The organism is Nitrospira marina, assembly GCF_059568365.1.
The window spans coordinates 4,633,789-4,657,439 of sequence record NZ_JCANTH010000001.1; the positions used below are offsets into that span (position 1 = coordinate 4,633,789).

Consider the following 23,651-nt stretch of genomic DNA (forward strand, 5'->3'; position numbering starts at 1 on the left):
TTTATAGACATCTGATAGCCCTCCTTTGAGCTAAGAGGGTGGAAACTCCTTCGTATTCCACCCACCCTGATATACTGTATCAGTCTTGCCCAGAGAAAAAAAATTACAGATTTCGTGATGAGGCCTTTGACTGAAGAAAGAGAAATTTTTACACTGTAGAAAACCAAAAGAAAAGGAGGGTTGACTCAGGATTTCGTCATCCGAAAAACAGGCCGGAAGGTGTTGGATGTTTCACAGATTTAACGAACAGCCAAAGAAGGAGTGTCTATGGATGAACAATCGCTGGATGTAAAAATTGAGAGCCGAAACGTTGGCATGACCCCTCGGTGGAAAGCCGAAATAGAGAGACGGACTGAGGCGTTGCAAACGGATACCATTCGCATCATTCATGCCCGTGTCACTCTTACGAAAAATGCCCATCATAAAAAAGGGGCTGATAACGCGGAGGCGCTGGTGGTCGTGACGCTTCCCCGGCGTCGAACGGTGACCGCCAGAAAAGAATCAAAAACCTTTGAAGAAGCCATTCGCTCAGCCTTTCAGGCCATAGAGCATGAACTGGATAAAGTTGAGGAAAAACGGTTGGCCCGCAATGCCAAAGCTACAGCCAAACGGATCGAAAAAGCCATGGCGTTAACCGCCGTCTGACCTTAAAAGCTTAATGAGAGGCATGGGGGTGGGCCTTTGTCCACCCCCGAATGACCTCTTCTCCATCCTCCCATCCTGCTCCGAGATTGTTTAAATCCTCACATATATTGCATTTTCACCAAAAATCCGGCTCTCTGTTGCCCTCCTATGTTCGTTCACTGTCTCTTGAGCTTGGATAGACATCGGGCCTTTGAAAACTATGTTCTCCATCTAGGCGTAATTCACCAAGAGGGTTTGAGGAGAAAATGGAAAATTTGAGAGAAAAATGCGGAAAATTAAAGAATTTTAAGGACTTATCTGACGGGAATAAGGAGCAGTTCTTTGCCGGCGTTCATGATCTCGGCGAGGCGCTCAGGGGTTTTGGCTTCGCCATAGCATCGGACGAGGGATTCGGTTCCGGACAATCGAATTAGATACCAGGAGTCATCCGGCAGGAGGAGTTTACAGCCATCCAGTTTATTGACATGGATGACCTCTGCTCCCGCAAACTCCGATGGTGGATGTTCAAGGACCTGCTTGACCTGTGTCTTGAGGTGTTCGCTCATCGGCAAATCTTGTCGTGTCGTGAATGCAGCTCCGACTCGATCAAAGAGGTCTTTCAGTAACTCCTGAATGGTCTGTCCCGTAAAGGCCACCATCTCTGCAACCAACGCCCCGGCCAATATCCCATCTGTTTCGGGTACGTGGCCCTTGATGGACATCCCGGCGCTTTCTTCCCCGCCAAAGACCACTTCCCCTTTCGCGAGCAATTCGCCGATGTATTTGAATCCGACCGGGGTTTCATGAACGGTAAGTCCATGGTGTGCCGCCACGGCATCAATGAGATGGGTGGTGGCAACCGAGCGGGCGACTCCACCGGTCCATTGCCGGCTGCGAATGAGATAATCCAACAAGAGGGCCAGGATGTAGTTGGCTTGAATGAAGGTGCCGTCGGCATCCACGATGCCAAACCGGCCTCCGTCTCCGTCGGTCGCCAAGCCAAGGTGTGCACCTTCGCGGCGAACGGTCTCTTTCAGGTCCTGAAGTGTCTCGTCGGTCGGCTCCGGTCGAAATCCTCCAAAATACGGATCTCGCCAATGGTGTAAGACGGCCATTTTTGCGCCGGCTTGTCGGAGGAATTCATCCAGATAATGCCTGGAGGTTCCATAAAGGGGATCAAAAATCACCCGGATCCGGCCGTTCCGAATGCGGTCGCGATCCACCAGCGATTCCAGAGCTTTCAAATACTCGGGTTGCGGATCGAAATGCCGCACCATGCCATCATGTGTGGCCCGCTCCCATGGAAGCCATTTGATGTATTCCCCATGCAACAGGGGCAGGATGCGGAGTTCAATGGCCTTGGTGGTTTCAGGCAGCGCCGGTCCCCCCCAGTAGGGGGTAAATTTGATCCCGTTCCATTCAGGAGAATTGTGGCTGGCTGAGATATTCATACCTCCTGATAATTTCCGACTGACCACGTGGTAGGAGATGGCCGGGGTCGGCGTGTCCCGGTCGCAAATCAGACAAGGGATCCCATGGGCCGCCATGACTTCTGCAGCCACTTTGGCAAAATGCTCCCCTAAAAATCGTGCGTCGTAGCCAATCAGGATGCCTTGTTGCCCCAGCTTCTGTTGACGGAGAAATTGAGCGATTCCCTGGCACACGATACGGATATTCCGAACCGTAAAGTCCTCGGCCACAATGGCTCGCCACCCTGAGGTCCCGAATTTAATGGAGTCCATGCGTGATGAATGCTCGTCGGAATGGAGCAGGAATTTCTCAGCAGAAAATAAGCATTACAGGTTTTTGGGTGTTAGTTCCCAAAAGAGTTACAGAATAGAAGATTTTTCTTCATTTGCCAATCGGGTAGCGTGGGATTTTTTAATATGTCTGGAAAATTTTCTTAACGGGCTATGACCTTGGCTAGAAGGAAAGAAAAAGATAGCGGGGGAAGAAAGAGAAAAAATTTTGAACCTCCTGAATTGACCCCACTTTGGGTCCAGGCGATGTCTCGATTATGAGGGAGACAGTTCACACCAGACGGGGGTGTGATCGGAAGGTTTGTCCATTCCGCGGGGTTCCCGATCAACATCTGCTGCGACTAACCGGTCTGCCGCTTGTGGAGAGAGCAGGAGATGGTCGATACGGAGCCCTTCGTCCCGATTCCATCGGCCAGCTTGGTAATCCCAATAGGTGTAGAGACCTAATTCGGGGTGCAGGACTCGAAGGGCATCGGTGTATCCGAGATGACAGAGGGCGCGAAAGCGGGCACGGGATTCGGGACGGCAGAGGGCGTCGTCGGCAAATCCTTTTGGATCATAGACGTCATGGTCGGTGGGGCATACGTTAAAGTCTCCCCCTAACACCACTGCTTCTTCCAGGGCTAAGAGCGATTGCGCATGCATGATCAGTCGATCCAACCAGGCAAGTTTATATGTAAACTTCTCGGTTTCCACCGGATTCCCATTGGGTAAATAAATTGAAGCTACTCGAACGTTCCCCACCACCGCTTCCACGTAGCGGGCTTGTTCGTCAGAGGGGGCACCAGGCAGTGAGGTGTGTTCGATCTCGATCGGGGCTTTTGAGAGAATGGCGACTCCGTTGTAGGTTTTTTGTCCGACTATGGCCATATTATAGCCCAGCTCCTCGATGGCCATTCTGGGGAACTGGTCCTCAGTGGTTTTGAGTTCCTGGAGCAAGACAATATCCGGGTTGGCCTGTTTGACCCATTCCATCAAGTGGGGGATCCGGACTTTAATCGAGTTGACGTTCCAGGTGGCGATTTTCATATAAGGTTCAGAATGTGTGATGAGCAATAATTAGGATCAGAGATAATTTATGATTCTGGTTTCATAGTTTTGTGATGTGAATTGGATATCTCTTTTCGTGTTTGGCCATGAACAAATTTTGTCAGGTGAACTGATCCCACCAATTCTCGTGTTAACGTGCTTTTCTATAATGCCGGGTTTCGGCCCGGCAGCCGAGGTCCTTTTCTTTCGGGAAAAGGACCCAAAACCATTGACGCCCAGTCTGCCTCATTCAATAGGACGGACGCGAATCTAGGGAGAGCGGGCCAACTCGCTCTGCTCAAACAAGGCCCGCAGGCGGATAAGAGCGTCCCTCCCTTTGGCCAGACTGCAGGCGTCGGATTATGGGAAACGGACATATCATTGACCCAGATGAAAGAGAAGGAAATCATCTATTCAGTGCGATCCCATTTTTAGGATGAAGAAAGTGGTGGTGAGTCGGTTTCGCGTTGGAAGATGACTTGAAAGCCTTGAAATTGTTTTTGAAACAGGGTCTTCAAAATAAAGGGGGTAATGCCGAAGAATAGCACGCCATAAATGCAGATTTCTAAAATATACTGAGAGTCTTCAGAGATCGTGCTATTGAAGATCACAGGAACCGCCCATCCAATCGTCATACTCACAAACATCAGAATCACCACGTGTCGCCATACCAGAAACCAGACAAGTTTTAATAATTCACCATAGGTCGGTATCTCCATTATTTCTGAATTTCCTTTCCTAATTAGGATTCTTTTGGTTTCTTAGTGTGCTTGGTCCCAGGAGTGACCCTGTCCGGCTTCGACCGTCAGCGGGATCGACAATTGTAGGGCAGGGAGTGTGGCCCCTTCCATGACCTGCTTAATGACCGCAGTGGTTTGCTCGACCGCCGCTTCTTCTACCTCGAATAATAACTCATCGTGGACGGTCAACAGCATTTTTGCACGGGGCGTTAAGCCATGCTGGCCCAATGCCGCAGGTACGCGGATCATGGCCCGCTTCAGGATGTCGGCCGCCGTGCCTTGCAATGGGGCATTGATGGCCGCCCGCTCAGAGAAATTTCGTCTGGCGGGATTTTTATCATGAATGCCAGGGACATGGCACCGACGTCCAAACAATGTCTGGACGTATCCGTGTTGCCGGCAAAACTGTTTGGTGCGCTCCATGTAATCCTGGATGCCGGGATACTGTTCGAAATAGGTTTTGATATAGGCAGCGGCATCGCCCGGCTCCACGCTCAATTGGCGGGCCAACCCGAAGGCGCTGATTCCATAAATAATGCCGAAATTTATGGCCTTGGCTTTTCGTCGAATTGCCGGATCCATCTGTTCCAGGGGGATGCCGAAGACCTGGCTGGCGGTAAGGGCATGAATATCCTGGCCTTCCCAAAAGGCTTTCTTGAGAACGGGAATATCCGCGACGTGGGCGAGCAGACGCAGTTCAATCTGTGAATAATCCAGCGAAAGCAGTGTCCAGCCTGGCTCCGAGACAAAGGCGCGCCGGATTCTTCGACCTTCTTCGGTGCGAATAGGAATGTTCTGGAGATTGGGGTCTGTGGATGAGAGTCTTCCCGTTGCGGCAGACGCCATGGCGTAGGAGGTATGCACCCGATTCGTGTCGGGATTGATTTGACGGATGAGCGCATCGGCATACGTGCTGCGCAGTTTTTCCAAATGCCGCCATTCCAAGACACGTGACGGGAGTTCATGGCCTTGGGCCGCTAAGGATTCGAGGACATCGACGCCTGTGCTATAGCTGCCGGCTTTGCCTTTTTGACCCCCTCCCAAGGCGAGGTCGTCAAACATCACTTCGCCGAGTTGTTTGGGGGAACCAACATTAAAGGTCTTTCCGGCCAGGCGATGGATCTCTTGTTCCAATTCCCGGAGACGGAGAGAAAACTCCTGGCTGACTTGTTTGAGCTGGGACACATCGACTTTGATCCCAGTTTGCTCCATGGTCGCCAGCACGGGAATGAGGTGACGCTCGAGCGTTTCGTAGACGGTGGTCATGTGTTCACTGATGAGACGAGGTTTGAGGACCTGATGGAGCCGCAAGGTCACTTCGGCATCTTCCGCCGCGTATTCCAACGCTTTTTCTAAAGGAACCTGATCAAATGTGATTTGAGACTTTCCGGTACCCGTGACGTCTTTAAATTTGATCGTTGTATGGCCTAAAAAGTGTTCGGCTAGTTCGTCCATGCCATGGCCATGCATGCCTCCTTCTAAGACGTATGAGAGCAGCATGGTATCGTCCACGGGAAACACGTTGAGGCCATATCGGCGAAACACAACCATGTCGTATTTGATATTGTGCCCGATCTTGAGCACACCGGGGTCTGTCAGCAGTGGCCCAAGGATGTCGAATGCATCTTGGAGTGGGATTTGTTCCGGTTTTTCCGGCAAGGCAGCAGACGTATCGTGTGAGAGCAAATCCTGATGCGACGTAGATCCCTGGGCCACATGACCGACTGGTACATAACAGGCCTGGCCGGGTTCCAGGCTCAGTGAGAACCCAACCAATTCAGCTCTGGTTTGATCCAGAGACGTGGTTTCGCAGTCGACGGCCACAATCCCGCGACGAGTTGCTTCCTCCACCCAGCCTTGAAGGGCCGACACTGTTTGAATTAACTCGTACTGGGCTTTGGTAGACAGCGGTTTTGCTTCGGGATCTTTCGTTGCTGGTGCAGAGTTGAACGGTGTGGCAGAAGGGGTGACAGTGGAATCCTGTTCACCCTTCACGCGGCTTTGTAGGCGAGCCAGAATCGATTTGAAGCCTTGTTCATTGAGGAAGGCAGTCAATAAATCCATATTGGGCTGGCGTCGCTCCAATTGTTCAAGCGGAAATGGCAGCGGGACATCGGAACGAAGCCGGACTAATTCACGGGAGAGGCGGGCCTTATCGGCATGTTCAATGAGGCTTTCACGTCGCTTGTTCTGCTTGATTTCTGAGGCGCGCGCAAGGAGGGTGTTCAGGTCACCATATTCCTGAATGAGTTGTGCGGCTGTTTTGATGCCGATACCCGGGACCCCGGGCACATTGTCCGTGGAGTCTCCCGCCAATGACTGTACGTCGACAACTTTCTCAGGGGGCACACCGAATTTTTCCAGAACTTGCTCGGGACCGATCTTTCGGCTTTTGATGGGATCGAACATACTGACCTGTTCTGATACTAACTGCATAAGATCTTTGTCCGAGGACACGATGGTCACATTCGCGCCGGCTTCCATGGCATGTTTTGCGTAGGTAGCGATCAGATCGTCGGCTTCGAAACCGTTCAGTTCAATGCAATCAAAATTAAAAGCCCGTGTCGCCTCCCGGACGAGAGAAAATTGAGGCACCAACTCCTCAGGTGGTTCGCTGCGATTGGCCTTGTAGCTGGGGGCCAGATCGTTTCGAAAGGTTTTTCGTGCGGAATCAAAGATGACGGCAATATGATCGGGTTTCATATCGTCCAGTAGTTTCATCAGCATGGTGATGTATCCATAGACGGCATTAACGGGGGTACCATTCGGACTGTTCAAAATCTTGATGGCATGAAAGGCCCTGAAAATGTAGCCTGAGGCGTCGACTAACACGACATGACGAATCGGAAGAGGGGAAGACGGTTCACTCACAGTGGGCACAGGAAAATATCCTCTTTGTGTGATTGTTGGCCCTTGAAGATACCTGATAGTCCTTGAGGTGTCGATATCTTAGGATGGTTTATCTACGGAGAGAAATGGGACATGGTAAAGTACCGAATCCTCTGGCTCATGACGGGAGCATGTCTTCGTGAAGAGTAATATCATGGTTGGTCTCGCTATACTCATTGGTCTGGTTATTGTGGTCATCCTGCTTCTTCCGGTTTTGCTGGATTTAAATCGGTACCGGGATCAGTATTTACCCGTTCTGGAACAGGCCCTCCATCGTCCGGTGGATGTGCAGGATGTCCGCTTAACGCTTTTCCCTAAACTGGGTTTTCGGTTGCGGGATCTGACAGTAGGGGATGACCCGGCGTTCAGTCCTCAGGCGTTTGTCACGATTCCTTTGGCTGAGGTGGAGATTCAGTGGCTCCCACTGTTGCGCCGGCATATTCAGGTTGAACACGTGCGTCTTCAGGATCCGACAGTTCACATCATCCGCACTCATGATGGGTTGTTGAATTTGGCCACCATCGGAAAAGATCACGCTCTTCAGCTCCCTGAGAAGGCAGAGCTGAACCCGGCCAATGCTTTCAAGCCCTTATTCGGTGTGTTTGCGGTGGAGCGGTTCTCCATGACTGGAGGAACTCTTCAGTATGAGGATCGGTCAAAAGAACCTTCCCGTTCCTACCACCTTGAGCAACTGGAGTTAGTCACGAATTCCGTTCAATTTGGCCAGACGGCAAGTCTGCACGTGAAAGGTGTGGTGATGCCCAATCAGCTCCCCTTGGAAATGACCGGGCGATTTGGCCCCCTTCAATCCACTCTTGATCTTCCGATGATCGATCTTGCGGGCAGCCTAGGTAGTGTAGAGGGAACCGCAAAGGGCCAGATGATGGATGGAAGACTCGAGTTGGACGTGCAGATTCCAGACCTATCGACGGATGACATGCCCCTGAATATCGCGTTGAATAAACCTGTGTTCGTCAAGGACCTTCAGGCTTATCTGATGGCATCTCTGATCCCCAAGGGGCCCTCGAAACCCTCCACAGGAATAAGGATTGATCCGTTGACCGCTGATCTCCAAACGGGTGGGGCGACCATTCATCTTTCGGGTCAAGTTACGCCTGGACGTCTGATTTTGTCCGGTGAGTCTCCTGCTCTGTCCTCAGTTGATTTTCCATGGACGCTTTCCGTGCAACGCCCGTTTTCACTGGAGCAGATTCGTTTTGAAACGGTAATCCAAGGGACAAGGGTGGACCTGGTGTTCCTCAAGGCCCAAGCGTTTAGGGGAATTCTTGAGGCGCATGGAAGATGGGACGGGACCCCAGCTGTTCCCCTGCTCTCGTTCCAGGGAACCTTTACGAATTTTGCGGTTGAATCAATGATGCAGGTTTTAAGGTCTTCCTCCCTCCGGTTGACCGGTGTGGGAGAATTGCATTGGCGCCTCGCGCGAGCGGCGCACTCGCCCTCCGGGCAAGCAACGATGAACGGACCAGTCCGATTGATGATCCGGGATGGGCAATTAGTTGGATTTGATGTCATGCAAGGGATTGAAGATGCCCTTCAGCTACCGGACCTTTTGGAGGAATCCACCGGTGCGACAAAATTTTCTTTGATTGATACCAATCTGGAACTGGAAGGCAGGGGACTGGTGATTCGGCAATTGACCGTTGAGGCACCAGATTTCTCAATGACAGGGGTGGGGAGTCTCGCCTTTGATGAATCGTTGAATCTGCAAGGCAATCTGGCCGTTTCGCGGACGATCGGCGACCGGATTATTCAGCGGTTTCCGATGGCCAAAGTAGCGTGGCATCAAGGAAAGTTGGTGCTGCCTTTTACCGTTCTGGGAACCGTTCAACAACCGCTATTGCAATTGGATACTCAATCCCTTGGGCAGCAGGTCAAAACAAACGTTGAGCGGAGGATTGAAAAAGTCTTACAGGGCGATGAACAGGAATTACAACAACTCTTACAAGACGGGGCGGATGTTCTGAAGCAGTTATTTGGAAAATAGCCCTGGAATACGCTTGTTTTGAAAAAATGATTCCTTCATCCCTGTCTCAAGCCGGAGGGGGACTATAGGTTTGGGACATGTTGGCCACCACGAAGGAATGGGGTTGTGTGGAACCGGCTGAGGGACATAATTGAGTGACAATGGCCCGTAATTCCCCAAAATCATAGGGTTTACCGATAATCGCATAGGCTCCTAATCGGGTAGCGTTTTCCCGGACTATGGCGTTGAGGAAACCGGTCACCATAATGATGGGGATGTCGGGTTTGCGTGGGATATGCTGTAACCGGTCCAAAAAATCCATGCCGGTCATGACGGGCATCGCATTATCCAAAATCACAATGTCAAATGATTTTGATTCAAGCAGTGATAACCCTTTGGCTCCGTTTTCGGCTTCCACGCACTGGCATCCATCATATTCCAGGACCATTCGGAGCAATCCGCGACTCATACCATCATCATCAATAATGAGTACGTTTTTTGGCATCAAGATCTCCTTTTTTCCCCTTATGACTGGATCCACCATCCTGATGGAACACGCCCCTCAAGGTTGGTTCATCGTTATTGAAATCATTCAAAGATGGCTCATGAACAAGTGTCGGGTACGCACAGGTCTGTGTTGTTTTGGCCATCTCTCTACCGTGTAAGGGAAGTGCCAGGTGTCTTAGAAGTTACAGAGTTCTAACCATTCCAAATAACAAGCATTCCTCCGAAGATTCCAAAGCCTGTGACACAGATGGCTAAAATAATTTCCATGGTTTCCCTCAAATGTTTTGTGTTTGCCACTTTACAAAGTAAATAAAGCAAAGAATGTACCCAAAGAGAAAACGAAAGATCAGTTTAAGGGTCTCATCCGTATAACTCATTGTAATACTGATGAATGGAGAGCAAAATTTTTATAATGGGTTTTAAAAATACTAAAAAAATGTTAAGAGGATGAGGTATTAGGGCATCAGTTGTGGGACAGGTTGTTATTCAACACCATACAGTCTGTATCTGAATGGATAACTTGTAGGAGAGGTTTATCCTATGAGTGGGCCTAGCATCAGACACAGGTGTGGTTTTGGGAGAAGAACACCGCAAACTTTTAAATTGGTTTTATTCTTGACGGAGTACGGACAGGGGAGGGAAGCCCAGCAACCGGTAAGTTCCGAGAAAGCCCGTCGCGAGGCATAGCAAAATTGTCAAAAGCAAGCCTGTGCTCAATATGATGAGATCGACGGTCCAGGTCAGGTCAAAAAAGAAGTACAAGAGGGACCAGGAGAGGAGACACCCCAATCCAAGTCCAACGAGGCCTGCAAAGGCTCCAATGACACCGAATTCTACTCCCAGCGAAAATACCAGTAGCCCGCGACTTGCTCCCAGGGCTTTCACAATTGCCAATTCATGAAGACGCCGGTACCGGTTAATTGAAATCGCCGCAATCATGACTACGGCGCCGGTGACCAGACAGAGAAGGGCCAAGGCTTGAATCCCCAGGGCCAATTGGTGAAAGATTCGACCAATACTCTCCAGCACATCTCCCACCTTAATGGCTGTTACATTGGGCAGGACGGCGACGATGGCTTGCTGTAAGGGGACCTCGAGAGTATTTGGCACTCTGGTTGTGGCGATGTAGGTGAACGGAGCACCGTCAAAAGAGCCAGGCTGAAGGATCATGAAAAAGTTTATGGAAAAACTTCCCCAATCGACCTGTCGAAGACTGCCCACTTTTGCGACAAGTGGCACCCCTTGAATATCCAACGTCAGGGTTGACCCTAGGGTGAGCCCCAGGTTTTTTGCGGCGTCTTCCTCCACGGAGACCAAGGGGAAATCTGAGCGCGTTTTCATCCCTCCATCCGCGTCTGATCGCTTGGTGTGATCCCACCATTGTCCCTCACTGAGGACGTTATCTTTTGGAAGATTCCGTGATGTCGTCAGGACATATTCCCTGGTGAAATACCATCCGTTTCGTTGGCCTTTATGCTCTTCCGGATCAATGGGTTTTCCGTTGATGGCCGTGAGACGAGACCTTACGACTGGAACTAAATTATACGGTGAATCCGGGAATTGTTGTTGTAGCACGTCCACAAATTGGGAATGTTGGTCTGGTTGGATGTCTATGAAAAAAAATGAAGGAGCCTGAGAGGGTATCTGGTTTCCTATTAGATCAAGTAAGGACCGTTGCACAATGGTTAGCGTGGTTAAAAGCATGACACCAATTCCAATGGCCAACGTCATGGCTTTGGTAAAGTTTCCAGGCCGTTGAAGATTCCTCACTGCATGACGCAACAAATACCGCTGAGGAATCGGCACATGCCGGAGAATGCTAAACAGTACTCCAGTGCCTCCCATGAGGAGGAGAACGGCCACCGCACATGCACCGGTAAAAAATAAACCGAGGGTCAGTGAGTGGGCTTGCCACACGGCCAGGCCGGTCACGCCCACCATCATGCTGATGGCGACCACGACCTGTGCCCGGTCATTCCACCAATGCTTAAGGATGGTCCGCCATCGGGTTAGTCTGGATTGGGTGTTGGCCATAGTTTGGGAGTGGTTCACGGCTTGTCGATACACCAATGCCGGAGAGACATGACGGATGGCCAACAGAGGCCAGAGTGAGAAGGCCAGTGTGGCGAGGATGCCAAGAACCATCCCCCGAAGAATTGGAGCGACAGTGGGATTCATCGGCATGGTTTCAGGAATAATGCCTTGAAGCAATAGCGGTAACCCTCGGTGGAGGACTACGCCGACTATGACCCCAAAAAGACTGCCAATCCCTCCCAGGATGAGGCTTTGTGTGAGGTAGAGGCGAATGATTTGTGAAGAATCGGCTCCCAGGGTTTTGAGCGTGGCAATAATGGGTACTTTCTGTGTGAGGAAGCCTTGAATCGTGCAAGCCACTCCGATCCCACCGACCAATAAGATGGTAAACCCGATAAGCCCAAGGTAGAGATTTAATTGGTCAAGGAACCGGCGGAGTCGTGGCTGGGCATCGCGAAATGAGGTGACCCGGGCCCCTTCCTGGCTGAGGCGTCCGCGTAACTCACCCATTAAAGGCTCAAGAGAGGTGGAGTTGGATAGGGACAGACGATATCGTTCCTGAATTCGGCTACCGGTTTGGATCAAGGCGGTGGCCTTGAGCGCGTCCTGGGAAATCATGACCCGAGGGCCCAAACTAAATCCATTGGCAATCTTGTCGGGTTCCTTTTTCAGTACGGCGGTAATAATGAAGCTTCCTTGGCCAATCTGCAGCTCGCTGCCAACGGTCAGATTGAGCCGGATCAGCAAGGATTCCTGGACAAGTGCTCCAAAGCACGGCGAGCGACCACAACCGGATTGAAGCGGATCCAGCAATTGCGCTGTCGGGAGATCAGGTTCTGCTATCAACCGACCATAGAGAGGATAGGCCGAATCTATGGCCTTGAGTTCCACCAATTGAGAAGCTATTTTCGGGAGGGCCGCTTCGGAGGTAGGGTTGTTCACCGTCGCCATTGCGGCGATTTCAGTCACGTGTGAGACAACGATGTCACGGTCGGTGAGGGAGTCCAGCACTTTATGGCCCTTGTCTGAAATCGCCCGCCGCCATGATAGCTCGACATCACCGCCTAACAGAGCACGGGTATCCCCCAGAATGACTTGTGCGACATTCACGGCAAACAGGTCCACGGCCACAATGGCACCGACACCAAGTGCAATGCAGAGAAATAAAAATAGAAACCGAGACCAGGCGCTCTGGATTTCCCGCCAGGCGAGTTTGACAGAAACGGGGATCATGCCTCTGAGCCGGAGGATAACAGCGGAGGGGCCGTCTCGTTCACCATTGCTCCATCCCGCAAGGTTAGGATACGTTGTGCGCGAGCGGCCAATGACATGTCGTGAGTGACTAAAACGAGAGTGCTGCCGTGTTGTTGATGAAGTTCCCACAGCAGATCAATTACCATTGCACCGGTTGAGCTATCCAGATTGCCGGTGGGTTCGTCTGCAAGAAGGAGGGGAGGGCGGACAATAAAGGCGCGGGCCAAGGCCACTCGTTGCTGTTCCCCACCAGAGAGTTGAACGGGATAATGGTGGAGACGATGTTCTAGTCCGACGGATTGTAAAAGTGTTTTGGCACGTAGGGTGCCCGTGGTTATTCCTTGCAATTCTAAAGGGAGTGCCACATTTTCCAGGGCAGTCAGAGTGGGAATGAGATGAAACGCTTGAAACACATAGCCAATGTGCTTGCGTCGAAAGTGCGCCATTTCAGTCTCGCTTAAGGTCGTGATGTCGGTCTGATGAATGCGGATAGACCCCTGGGTTGGTCGGTCGAGGCCTGCAAGCAATCCCAGGAGAGTGGATTTACCGCTTCCGGACGGTCCGACAATAGCAACCACCTGATTAGTAAAGACCTCGAAGGAAATGTCCTGTAGAATCTGGACGGAATGGCTCCCCGCCCGAAGCTGCATCCCAAGATGATTGACGGAAATGAGAAGCCGGGATGCTGGGGTTTGGGCGGTCAAAGAGGGCGAAGAGGATGTAGACGATGAAGGAACATTCACGTTGATTACACAAACGGGTTTAAATGGTGAATAATAGAGTTAAGAGATCTTATACAGCTAATATGCATACAATCATCCTATCAGTCCTCGTGCTCTTCTGTCTGGGAATCTTGGGGTGTGGCCCTGAGGAGAGTTCTTCACCCGGTCTATCAGAGTCCATGAATCGCAGTTCCGACTTGTTAGACTCTCAGGCCAAATTCCCGGCCGAACCATCTTTACCCGGGCCATTGGTGCGAAAGAACGAATCTCTTCCAAAAATCGTAGCCTTTGGTGATAGCTTAACGGCTGGATTGGGCGTGTCATCGGAGGAGTCCTATCCGGCTCAATTGGAAAAACATTTACAGGAACGTGGATTTTACTATGAGGTGGTTAATGCCGGGGTTAGCGGAGAAACCTCAGCCGGAGGATTACGACGGGTAGATTGGATTTTAAAAAGTCGGCCGACGGTTGTCATATTAGAATTGGGAGTCAATGATGGACTCCGGGGCTTACCCCTGGAACAGACCTATGCAAATCTTCGTAGCATAATTGACCGGTTGCGGAATGCAGGGGTGATGGTCATTTTAGCGGGCATGCGCATTCCGCCAAATTATGGCGAAGCCTATACGGGGGAGTTTTTTGAAATGTATGAACGGCTGGCCAAGGAATTGAGTCTTCCACTGATTCCATTTTTATTAGAAGGAGTGGCTGCTCAACCTGGCTTAAACCAGGCGGATGGAGTTCATCCTACGGCAGAAGGCTACACCATTGTGGCTCAGAATGTTTTCCAAACATTGGAGCCTTTACTCAAAACTGGACAGAATATTCCGGCCAAAGAGTAAATGCCACCCCTCCCCGTGAGCGGGAAGGGGTAAGAAGAGGAATTCTTTAGGTGTGTTAGGGAATGCGGGCGGCGTTATGACTTTTTGAAGAAAATGTCATAGACCCCGTAAGCCAGGATAATTCCGATCATTCCATAGTACATGGCCGTAATCCCCTCATATCCTCCGCCTGGTTCATTGGCAAAGGCTGGGTTTGCGGCTAACACAAGAAAAGCACTCAGAAAGCTAGTAATCCGCCTCATACGAAAATCCTCACTTTCGGACATTGAAAATTTCTTACACAACTTTATAATTGGGATAGCATTCCAATCACAAGATCTGCTACCCACAATCGTCGTGGATTGTAGTAAATTTTATTTCCGTGATGCAAGTCATTGAATAGTAAATTATAATTAGACTTTTTATGCTAGTTTATAATACATAAATTCTGGATGATGTATTGCTTATGGGTAGCAAGCGAAGACCTCGATATTATGGGCTAAATGCAGGAGAGAAGCTGGGGCAACGCGATTGTCTAAAATATCTGGCTGAATTCAAAAAGCCGAGGGTCATAGTTTACGACTCCAGTCTGGAATGTGTGCCGTCGCAGAATGGGGATTTTTTGCTGTGCTTGCACCCACACCAAGCTACCTTTTGTGGTTCTTTGAGTTCCAATTCGATTGGGGAAAATTCGGTTCCGGTGTGAGACCCATCACAAAACGGCTGGGTTTTTGATCGCCCACATCGGCACCAGTAATAGGTTCCCGGTTCCATGTCCAGGACGTAGGGAATTCGTTGCGCAATGATAATTGGGTCGCCCATGTGCTTGGTTCTCCTTCATTCTTCAGGAAATTTGGTGATCTAAATAGTTAGCCACAACGGGGCTGAAGGCCTTGGGGGCCCAAAGGGGTAAGCCAGAGAAAATCGGCAATGCCGGTTTGCATTTCCGAACGAACCTCCTGTTTTTTGGAGGGATCCCATGCTTCGAGATAAATGGTAATTGAATTGACGCCGGGGTGCTTTCGTTCAACTCGCTTAGGGACAGGGATTTTATACTGAATATGGCCGCCCCCTGTGTAGCTCACCAGCGGTTCGTCAGTCCGGGATCGTGTGTTGAGGTAATTGGCGATAATCTGAGCCATGCCCTCATCCCGGAAGATGGATGCTTCGAAAATTCGGCGGTACACGTGCTTTGGCAAGCCAGGATGGCACGCTTCAATTTGTTCAAAGATCAATTGCTCATATGCGGGATTATCGGTCACGATGTCTTGAATTGGCCACTTTCGCATTTCGGGGTCTCGCAAGGCCTCGGTTAATCCCTTTGTGGCGACCAAGCGAACAAGGGGGCGTGGCGGGTTAAGACCAAAAATTTTAAGGTTATGCGATTTAGCAAAGGTCACCAACGGTTGATAATCTGAAAACTCTCCACCCCAATTCGTGTTCCATTGTGATTCCTTTATCAGTTGTTCTGTCGTAAATTCGGATTCCTGGGTGTACCGGTCTAGCCCGGATTGTCCATCCCAACTAAACATTTCCATGGCCAGCACCGGGTGCCGGTCATGGGCAAAGAGGGCATTCAGGATTGTCTGGGCTGCCTCAAGGTGTGAGGGGGTATAATGTTCTTCGCCGATATAAATCACATCGGCGGATAATAGTTGGGGGAGCAGATCGTCGAATGTGATGGCTTTCTGCTGGGAGACATCGTAGATGTGGTTGACTTCAAATGTCGGGTTGACTTGAGACGTGGCACATCCGGTGTTGGCGCTCATCACCATGATTCCCATAAGTAGGGAGAGAAAGTGTTGTTTCGCAGGTTGAAAATAAGGTGTGAACATAACGAGGCAAGGTGTAGCATAGTTCTCTCCTTTGGGCAATATTTCGGAAGCCATTCGGTTGTTTCAGAATATTCAGAGCGGCTAAGGTGCGTGAAGAATCGGTTTAAGTAACTGTTCGAAGTGGGCGGTTGAATTATTCAAATATTTGGCTTTTTCATTAACATGTGAGGGCCCGGGACTCAGGGGAAGCAAGGAATCATGGAGTGTTCAAAGCTTGTCCTGAGCTTGGACGAAGGAAGGCTCGTCTGTTCCTGTTCTGAGGCTTCTGGAAGGGAGAGGCCGCAAGTACCGGGCTGGACAGGACGCAGGGAGGAGCTGGTGAATATGGCCAAGCGGCGCCCTACCAGCGCGCTTTCGCGTCGAGCCACACCGCTAAAGTGTCCCTGACTCTGCGAGGGTGGAAGCGCTTCGGCTCATAGACACAAAGCCGCTTTCAGCCTTCGTAGCTACTTTGGCGAAGGGGGTTCGGCGAGGGCAGGGAATGTTACTTGCGGCCTTTTTCAACGCTCCAAGTAAGGGATGATACGTCATGGATGATCAGAAACTCGGGTTGGCGGCATTTCGGGAGAGAATCAAGGTCAGTCGGGAATCCTCTCCGCACCACTGGGAGGCAAGTAGGAAATGCATGATTCCTGAAACCTTACAGACCATGCTGCCCGCACTTCTTCAACATATACAAAAGGCCCCCCTTGATTCATCACTTCGCGATCGATTAGTCGATGCCCTGCAACAATTCTCCAAACCCATTGGAAACAAAGAGGGGAACAAGATCCTCAAAGAATTGACCGGATTTCCCCCTTCCAAAGCAGTGCGTGCACTCATGGTATGGGGCCTCTTAGTCGATGGTGGAAGTAAGGAAAATCCGGAAGAACTGTCCGGGGCTCAACGGGAGGAAATAATTCGGAATGCCTCAAATCCCTATGACGCGCTAAGGCATACGGCCACACCCTCTCTGTTAGATGTCGGAGCTGGAGATTTGTCCTTTGAGCAGGAATTGGTGGATCACTATGTCCCATTTTTACGGACGCAAGGTACCCCGCTGACCTTGCATGCGTTTGATCGGTTGATGCCGGGATCCCGTGTGGGCGGCGTCTATCACAAAAATCTGGATCGTGAGCGATATTTACAGAGCTTCCCGCCAGAAGAATTACGCTTTAAATTTTGGGGGGGCATGGGCCTGGAAACATTTTCGAAGAGCAAAGGGAAGTTGTCTCGTTACACCGTCAGTACCTGCCATGCTCCGGCTAATCCCACCTTTGCCTATGAACCCAGTCGCTTGGCTCCTGAAATTATCCATGCGCATCTTCAATCCAGCCGGGGAAATTATCATCAGAGTCGCTATGAAGGTGAACCCGTTTTAGAGGTCTCTCACCAGGGACGCACCTTAACCTTCCCCGATTGGAAATTTGACATACTGGGGCCCCTGGCACTGTTACGATTCATGGCCGAACGAAGTGGCGTAAGTATTCTTTCGGCTATTGATGATGAGGTTTTTTGGGAGGTGCTCAGCCAATTGTTGGCTGATGATCGATTCCGTCCAATCAATGAAATTTTTACCAAAGCTCTCCTTCCGGAAATTTTTGGGGAAGTATATGCGGAGTTGTCCACCATGGCCGTCGGGGAGAGAATAGACTTATCCGAGATGGCCAATCTGCGAAATCTTATGCCTTTTGCAGGTGCGACAAAGGAAGATGGACAGATGTCTTGCCGGTTCAGGTATGTGGAAATTCGACGTGGAGCAGTGTTGGATGGCGTTCCCAGCAGTTTTACGGCACGGCAGTTTTCCCGGATGCATGAAGAATCCACGCCGTGGTGGGTGATTTTGGTGACCGACTGAATGGAAGAAATAATTCCTGCTCTATGTGCTGAAAACAGAAAAAAATACAGTGATGAAACCCGTCAGGGCCTACATATCCTTTAAGGTAGAATAGGAAAGAATAGAAGTGACAACAGGGTGGTAAAAATTAACAACCCTTAGAGAAAGGCATGATATATGACAGTCGGGCAAATGAAAGATTTTCTCAAAGATTTGAATGAGGACTTAGAAATATTGGTCAAAATTCCCGGTCCGACCAAAGAGGAAGGTCTTTGGGAACCCTTAGACGGAATGAATATAAAGGTTGAACCTCAGCCACCAGGCAAGTGAAGGGTGAGGAAGTAGAAGCCGTAATAAGGCTGAAAAAACCCGCTTGAATTGGAGCGGGAAAGGGGATTTGAACCCCCGACCCTCGCCTTGGCCAAACGGAATAAAAATTTTTCCAAGTGGTTGATATTATTTCCGGTTTCCTATTCATTCATAAAATCAACAGCTTAAAGCTCTACAGTGTTTCTATGCTAGTTTGTTATCCCAACATGATCATGGCTAGGGATGATTATTATGTCAAAAAAAAATATCCATGAGCCTGTTTCGGATTGAGGGGAACTTACACTTTACGGTTTGTGAGGGTAGGCAATGGAACAATAGGTAAGCTTTGTTTTGTCGAGGTTATTCATTTCTAATTAATTCTCATTGGGAATCTGTCTCTAAAGATCCGTGAGACAGAATCTCCGAGTCATTTCGGAGACCCATTACATTATATACGGGAACAGCACGCTGAAACCCTTTGAGGGCTATATCTCCCAGTGGGTCCGCAATAATTCTTTTCTCCAATTTTTTGAAAAAGGATTGCGGAACGAGAATCTGTTCATTTTTGGCCACATCGCACAATCGTGAGGACAAATTGACTACGGGGCCAATGGCTGCATAATCCACGCGTTCCTCAAAGCCCATGAGGCCCATGGTGGCAAAGCCAGTGGCAATCCCTATACCCGCCCCAAGCGGTACTTCTCGGTTTTTCCAATCCCTGCACAATTCTTTCACTCTTTCCCGCATGGCCAATGCTAGTTTTAGGGCCAACTCAGTGTGATTGGGCGAAGGGAGTGGATCATTGAAAAAGACCATAATGGCATCGCCCGTAAATCTCTCCAATGTGCCATGAAATTTAAGGATTAACCTTCCCATCTCCAACTGATATTTGCGAAGTTCCTTCCACAAATCTTCCGGTTCGGCAGTTTCGGCATAGGCCGTAAATCCTCGTAAATCGATAAACAACACGGTTATTTCGCTACGGTGCCCTTTCAGGAAATTTTCGTGTTCACCCGACGTAATCATATCGGCCAGGGGAGTGGGCAGGAATCTCCCTAGTTTTTCTTTCTGTAATTTCCTGATTCCTCGTTCCTGGGCGCGGGCTCGAATCAAGTTACCGACGCGGGCGAGGAGTTCTGGTTCATCGAATGGCTTGGACAGATAGTCATCGGCTCCTGCCTCCAGGCTTTCCACGCGGGCTTCTGTGCCGGCACGAGCTGTCAGGAAAATCACGGGCGTTGAATGCAGCACTGAATTCTCCCTAACGGCTTTCAAGAGATCATGCCCGCTCATTTTTGGCATCATCACATCGGTCAGAATCAATTCTGGAATAAACCGTTGAGCCTGAGCCAGAGCTTCAGCACCGTCTTTGGCTGATACAATACGGTATTGTTTATGCAGTATTCTTTCGACGTAACCTCGCATGTCTGCATTGTCGTCAACTACCAAGACCAACGGGGCGTTTATCGGCGAGAAAGAAGCTATGAGCGGAGCATTCCTCTTTTGTTCATCCTTGGGAGGAGTGGAATATGGCAGTGGGGGATAGCTCGGATCATCTTCCTCGTCTTGCACTTCATACGCGGGGACCTCCTTCACATTTCCCCGAGCCAAGGTGATGGTAAAGATGGACCCCCTGCCAGGATCGCTTTCTACGGCAATCGTACCTCCATGCAAGGTTACGATTTCCTTCACCAAAGCCAAACCGATCCCGCTCCCCTCGTACCGCCTTGTGGCGCTGCTTTCCACCTGTGTAAATCGATCGAATATACACTCTATTTGATCGCTCGGAATTCCGATTCCGTTGTCTTCCACTTCCAATACAATAGAAGTCTCTTTGCTCGTCAGACGAATCCAAATTTGTCCCTCATGTGGATCGCTAAACTTGAAGGCGTTGGAAAGAAGATTATAGAGAACCTTCTTCAATTGCCGTGGGTCGGCCTCCAGGGCCACCGGCTGCGAGAGTCCTTTCAAGTGTATACGACGAATTGGACTGGAATCGAAGTTAGCAACTACGCTGCGGACGAGCCCCGCAAGGTCGATGCACCGGATTTTCGGGGTTGCGCGCCCACTGTCAAACTTGGCCAAATCCAACAATTCATTGATCAGAAACAAGAGCCTAGAGGCATTCCGTATGCCGGTTTGAATGACCTCTTGGGCATCTGCACTTGGTGCAGATTTCAAAAGAGTTTTGAATGCACCTATATTGAGGGTGAGGGGGGTGCGAATTTCATGGCTGATGTTGGCAAAAAAATCATTTTTCAGCCTATCTAGTTCAAGGAGCTTCCGGTTGGATACTTCCAATTCTGCGGTGCGCGTTTGAACTTTTGCCTCCAATCCGACATTTAGCGCTTCAATCTCTTGGTAGGCATCGACATTTTCCAGACCAAGTGCGAGTTGATTTGCCATTGTGATCATCAGATTTAAGTCGTCCTGCTTTAGTGAATAGCTTTCCTTTCGGTCAACAGTCAGAGATCCCAAGACACCATCCTTGCCTACTAACGGTACAGAAATAAAAGATTGGGCGTGGGTAAGGCCTACGAGCTGTTGATTAAGGGGATGCAGTCTATGCCATTCGTGGTGAAGATCGTCTAGGAGCAGGGGCTTCTTTTGCAGCAAGACCTGTCCTTCTATGCTTTGGGGGTCAGAGACCGGGACTTCAAGCGAGTTGGCGAACCTTGCGACTTCCTCGGGCACATTTATCAGTTGGGCATCATAGGCGACTTGGCGTACCCGGTCGTAACGACTTATCATGGCCCGTTCATAGTGAAGAATGTTAATAATCGCTTGTAAGGTACTTTGAACCCAGGTCTTATAATCACGGGCAGAGGTAAAGGCGATTCCGGCTTCATGAAGGGCCGTTAATTGTTTAACGCGATGCGCTAACGCAACGGCACTTTCTTCCAATTTAGCCGAGCTGTGTTGTAACTCAACATTCGTTGTATGTAACTCGTCATATTGCTCTGTAAAAGATTGTTTCTGTCCCTCAATTTCCTTCTTGAGAATCCACCGGGCCAGAAATTTAGCAGGATTCCATGTTCGGCGAGGTTCTTCCCACGTAAACCTCCACTCACAAAATTCCTGTCCATTGGCGATACAACTTTTATCGTCTATTCTGGCTGGCGGCAGATCATACACCAGCTTGGGAACACTTGAGATGCCATATTTAATGGCATTACACCAAATTCTGCCACAAGATTTGCGATATTCCCCAAACTGCTCCTCAGTACGCTTCGTGAGTTTTAGCCGAATTGTGACTGAATGAGTTGATATCTGAATTTTCTCCAGAAGATAGGAACTCTTGTTATAAAATCCCACCCATTTGTCTGCACTGTTATAAATTTGCCTGATGGAGAAGAATTGCATAATTCTAATAAGCCAGTCCGGGACCAACCTCTCACCGACGTGTTTTTGAAAATCGGGATCCTTGGATAAATCCATGCAGAACTCTACGAGATATGCGACAAACTCGTTCGAATAACCAGTGGATCCGCTCACTAAAAATTCGGGGGTGACATGATAGGCCGGTTGCGGTATTCGTTCATTTAAGCGTCTTACCAACTCCTTTGTTACGAGTGCGCGGACTTCTTCCCCGCATTCACGACCCACAAATTCTTCCAGATGTTTGACGTTCTCTCGGATGGATACCCCTGTCATATCGTTAATAGGTTCACCGGTTGCTTCCTTCCCGAAGGGGCGGAAAAGCATGAACGGCCTTTCAAGTATAGTATGTTCTATGGTGAGAAATTCAGTCATAACGTAATCGACCGACTGATCAATACCGATCAAGATTCCGGGATTCAATTTCCGAAAAACATTTCAATCCTTTTCCTGTGATTGAAGGATGTTCTGGATATTCTTCTGGTCAAAATGTGACTCGCACGCCAATTCCTCCGGCATGCAGGGCGGTTTTATATTTCCCGTTCACAAGGGCCTGACGATTGTTGTTAATTGTGCGGGACTCATACAACTGGTTCACATAGGTCAAATCCAAGCTGATGCTTTTTGTGATTGAGTTTTGGCAGGGGACAATGCCAAGAAAACGTGCATGTCCTTTGCAAATCATTCCCAGGCCGACCGAAAAACCGTTGAAATCGGCATCCGGGACCAGTGGCTCAAAGGTTGACTGGGGGACAGGAGTTTCTGATCGTATATACCCGGCTCGTAACGCCATTTCCCAGTTAGGCATGGCGGGAAGATGAAGCCATTTATATTCTGTCCCCACTTTGATCACAAAAACACTTTTCCAATTCCTGGGTTGGGGCAATTGAACCTCGCCAGTATCTGCATTGTGAACGTCCGTATTGTTGAAGGAACCCCAATCCACATAGTCCAGGTCGACTTCGACTTTCCATTCGCTAATCTTATTTCGGAGAGGCCAGAGGGCTATCCCCCAATTAAAAATTTGGGGAAGTTTGAGATCTATGACCGTATCATTCAGTTTGGTCCCATTAAGTAGAAGCTCTCCTTTTAACCGAAGAGTCGTCGGGCTTCGATAAACAAAGGCGAAGTTTAATCGAGGTTTTCCTTCAGTTCGCCAGAGGGTTAAAAGCCCACCCAGATTAAATCCGACAGCGGTATCGGTTCCATTCACCTCTACGAGAGCACCAGGGGGAAAGTTGGTTCCTCGGCCGGAAGCCTGAACCTCAAGTTGTCCTTCCCCCAAAAAGTTGGCAAACGTGTAAATATCCAAACCCCCACCGATGGAAAGATGGTCATTTACCTTATATGCCAGAGTCGGCTTGATATCGATCAACGGAAGAGTGCCAAACACGTCGATTTCGGAAAAGGGTATTTCATTAGGCCACCGGATGAGCAAACCGAAAGGACTGTTGAGGCCGATCCCCACCGTGAAGTCTTTCAGGGCGTCAATATTGAGCTGGTTGAGGCTGGACGTCAGGTAAAAATAGGAGGGAGGAGGGGAGGCTATGGTGCCATCGAGCGTGCCATCGAATTTCTGTCCTGCCGGACTTGTATAATGGTAATACCCTCCAACCAGAAGGGTCCCAGTATAAAGTTGTGTTCTTTCTAACTGCGTCATCCCGGCAGGATTATAAAATAGCGCGGAGGGATCGTCGGCTTGGGCGGCAAATGCATCTCCTTGTCCCGCTGCCGCCGTGCCCTGATGGAGATTACGGAATGCTTCCGCATATACCAAAGTGACCGATGGCAAAAATAGAAGGAGAGAGATGGCTGAAATCTTTAAAGCTTTCATTATCATTCTCCCACGGCTAAATTCCTCACAATCCTGCCGAAATAACGGTGTTATAAAAAATACTGGACCAATCAGGTAAATAAGGCTAATGGAGAAATACCCTTGCCGCTCTCTT

16 protein-coding genes are annotated in these 23,651 nt (G+C 49.7%); 4 read left to right on the forward strand and 12 right to left on the reverse strand.

Annotated elements, in window-relative coordinates:
- Window positions 1–267: 267 nt before the first annotated feature.
- Window positions 268–645: an HPF/RaiA family ribosome-associated protein gene (locus LX98_RS20040; RefSeq protein WP_312645227.1), complete on the forward strand. Its 378-nt coding sequence runs from the start codon at window positions 268–270 to the stop codon at window positions 643–645.
- A 293-nt stretch (window positions 646–938) separates the two neighbouring features.
- Here LX98_RS20040 and LX98_RS20045 read toward each other — a convergent pair whose 3' ends face one another.
- From LX98_RS20045 to polA, 4 genes are all read right to left on the reverse strand, one after another.
- Window positions 939–2,366, reverse strand: coding sequence for a phosphoglucomutase/phosphomannomutase family protein (locus tag LX98_RS20045; RefSeq protein ID WP_496430518.1), 1,428 nt, complete (start codon window positions 2,364–2,366; stop codon window positions 939–941).
- A 273-nt stretch (window positions 2,367–2,639) separates the two neighbouring features.
- On the reverse strand, window positions 2,640–3,413 hold the full coding sequence (xth, locus tag LX98_RS20050) for an exodeoxyribonuclease III (RefSeq protein ID WP_496430519.1): 774 nt from the start codon (window positions 3,411–3,413) through the stop codon (window positions 2,640–2,642).
- Window positions 3,414–3,844: 431 nt separating this feature from the next.
- Window positions 3,845–4,132 (reverse strand): hypothetical protein, encoded by a 288-nt coding sequence (locus tag LX98_RS20055; RefSeq protein ID WP_496430520.1) that lies wholly within the window; start codon window positions 4,130–4,132, stop codon window positions 3,845–3,847.
- Window positions 4,133–4,174: 42 nt separating this feature from the next.
- On the reverse strand, window positions 4,175–7,033 hold the full coding sequence (gene polA / locus LX98_RS20060; protein ID WP_496430521.1) for a DNA polymerase I: 2,859 nt from the start codon (window positions 7,031–7,033) through the stop codon (window positions 4,175–4,177).
- Window positions 7,034–7,181: 148 nt separating this feature from the next.
- Here polA and LX98_RS20065 point away from each other — a divergent pair, with 148 nt between their 5' ends.
- A complete protein-coding gene (locus LX98_RS20065) occupies window positions 7,182–9,047 on the forward strand; it encodes an AsmA family protein (protein ID WP_496430522.1) in 1,866 nt (621 codons plus the stop codon).
- Window positions 9,048–9,093: 46 nt separating this feature from the next.
- Here the strand turns inward: LX98_RS20065 and LX98_RS20070 are convergent, their stop codons facing one another.
- The 3 genes from LX98_RS20070 to LX98_RS20080 all read right to left on the reverse strand — a co-directional run bounded on the left by LX98_RS20070 (window position 9,094) and on the right by LX98_RS20080 (window position 13,564).
- Window positions 9,094–9,531 carry a response regulator gene (locus LX98_RS20070; protein WP_496430523.1) on the reverse strand — a complete coding sequence of 146 codons (438 nt, stop codon included), beginning with the start codon at window positions 9,529–9,531 and terminating at the stop codon, window positions 9,094–9,096.
- Between the two features lie 611 nt (window positions 9,532–10,142).
- Entirely contained in the window at window positions 10,143–12,800 is a 2,658-nt protein-coding gene (locus LX98_RS20075) for an FtsX-like permease family protein (protein ID WP_496430524.1), read from the reverse strand.
- Window positions 12,797–13,564: an ATP-binding cassette domain-containing protein gene (locus LX98_RS20080; protein ID WP_496430525.1), complete on the reverse strand. Its 768-nt coding sequence runs from the start codon at window positions 13,562–13,564 to the stop codon at window positions 12,797–12,799. Before LX98_RS20080 ends, LX98_RS20075 begins: the two co-directional genes overlap by 4 nt.
- 158 nt (window positions 13,565–13,722) lie before the next feature.
- Between LX98_RS20080 and LX98_RS20085 the strand changes: the two genes are divergently transcribed.
- Window positions 13,723–14,385, forward strand: a complete 663-nt coding sequence (locus LX98_RS20085; RefSeq protein WP_496430526.1) for a GDSL-type esterase/lipase family protein — start codon at window positions 13,723–13,725, stop codon at window positions 14,383–14,385.
- A 74-nt stretch (window positions 14,386–14,459) separates the two neighbouring features.
- On the opposite strand, the gene LX98_RS20090 is transcribed toward LX98_RS20085, so the two are convergent.
- From LX98_RS20090 to LX98_RS20100, 3 genes are all read right to left on the reverse strand, one after another.
- Window positions 14,460–14,627, reverse strand: coding sequence for a hypothetical protein (locus LX98_RS20090; protein WP_312645205.1), 168 nt, complete (start codon window positions 14,625–14,627; stop codon window positions 14,460–14,462).
- A 313-nt stretch (window positions 14,628–14,940) separates the two neighbouring features.
- The gene (locus LX98_RS20095; protein WP_312645203.1) at window positions 14,941–15,186 is read right to left on the reverse strand and encodes a CDGSH iron-sulfur domain-containing protein; all 246 of its coding nucleotides are present in this window, start codon (window positions 15,184–15,186) and stop codon (window positions 14,941–14,943) included.
- 47 nt (window positions 15,187–15,233) lie between these two features.
- Window positions 15,234–16,133 carry a ChaN family lipoprotein gene (locus tag LX98_RS20100; RefSeq protein WP_496430527.1) on the reverse strand — a complete coding sequence of 300 codons (900 nt, stop codon included), beginning with the start codon at window positions 16,131–16,133 and terminating at the stop codon, window positions 15,234–15,236.
- Window positions 16,134–16,728: 595 nt separating this feature from the next.
- On the opposite strand from LX98_RS20100, the gene LX98_RS20105 reads away from it, so the two are divergent.
- The gene (locus LX98_RS20105; protein WP_496430528.1) at window positions 16,729–18,036 is read left to right on the forward strand and encodes a hypothetical protein; all 1,308 of its coding nucleotides are present in this window, start codon (window positions 16,729–16,731) and stop codon (window positions 18,034–18,036) included.
- Between the two features lie 669 nt (window positions 18,037–18,705).
- On the opposite strand, the gene LX98_RS20110 is transcribed toward LX98_RS20105, so the two are convergent.
- Window positions 18,706–22,029, reverse strand: coding sequence for an ATP-binding protein (locus tag LX98_RS20110; RefSeq protein WP_496430529.1), 3,324 nt, complete (start codon window positions 22,027–22,029; stop codon window positions 18,706–18,708).
- A gap of 157 nt (window positions 22,030–22,186) precedes the next feature.
- Window positions 22,187–23,536, reverse strand: coding sequence for an outer membrane protein transport protein (locus tag LX98_RS20115; RefSeq protein ID WP_496430530.1), 1,350 nt, complete (start codon window positions 23,534–23,536; stop codon window positions 22,187–22,189).
- Window positions 23,537–23,651: the final 115 nt, after the last annotated feature.

Coding starts and splice junctions, on each gene's coding strand:
- LX98_RS20040 (WP_312645227.1), top strand. CDS start 268: ATGGATGAACAATCGCTGGATGTAAAAATTGAGAGCCGAAACGTTGGC.
- LX98_RS20045 (WP_496430518.1), bottom strand. CDS start 2,366: ATGGACTCCATTAAATTCGGGACCTCAGGGTGGCGAGCCATTGTGGCC.
- xth (WP_496430519.1), bottom strand. CDS start 3,413: ATGAAAATCGCCACCTGGAACGTCAACTCGATTAAAGTCCGGATCCCC.
- LX98_RS20055 (WP_496430520.1), bottom strand. CDS start 4,132: ATGGAGATACCGACCTATGGTGAATTATTAAAACTTGTCTGGTTTCTG.
- LX98_RS20070 (WP_496430523.1), bottom strand. CDS start 9,531: ATGCCAAAAAACGTACTCATTATTGATGATGATGGTATGAGTCGCGGA.
- LX98_RS20075 (WP_496430524.1), bottom strand. CDS start 12,800: ATGATCCCCGTTTCTGTCAAACTCGCCTGGCGGGAAATCCAGAGCGCC.
- LX98_RS20085 (WP_496430526.1), top strand. CDS start 13,723: ATGAATCGCAGTTCCGACTTGTTAGACTCTCAGGCCAAATTCCCGGCC.
- LX98_RS20090 (WP_312645205.1), bottom strand. CDS start 14,627: ATGAGGCGGATTACTAGCTTTCTGAGTGCTTTTCTTGTGTTAGCCGCA.
- LX98_RS20095 (WP_312645203.1), bottom strand. CDS start 15,186: ATGGGCGACCCAATTATCATTGCGCAACGAATTCCCTACGTCCTGGAC.
- LX98_RS20100 (WP_496430527.1), bottom strand. CDS start 16,133: ATGAGCGCCAACACCGGATGTGCCACGTCTCAAGTCAACCCGACATTT.
- LX98_RS20105 (WP_496430528.1), top strand. CDS start 16,729: ATGGATGATCAGAAACTCGGGTTGGCGGCATTTCGGGAGAGAATCAAG.
- LX98_RS20110 (WP_496430529.1), bottom strand. CDS start 22,029: ATGCTTTTCCGCCCCTTCGGGAAGGAAGCAACCGGTGAACCTATTAAC.
- LX98_RS20115 (WP_496430530.1), bottom strand. CDS start 23,536: ATGAAAGCTTTAAAGATTTCAGCCATCTCTCTCCTTCTATTTTTGCCA.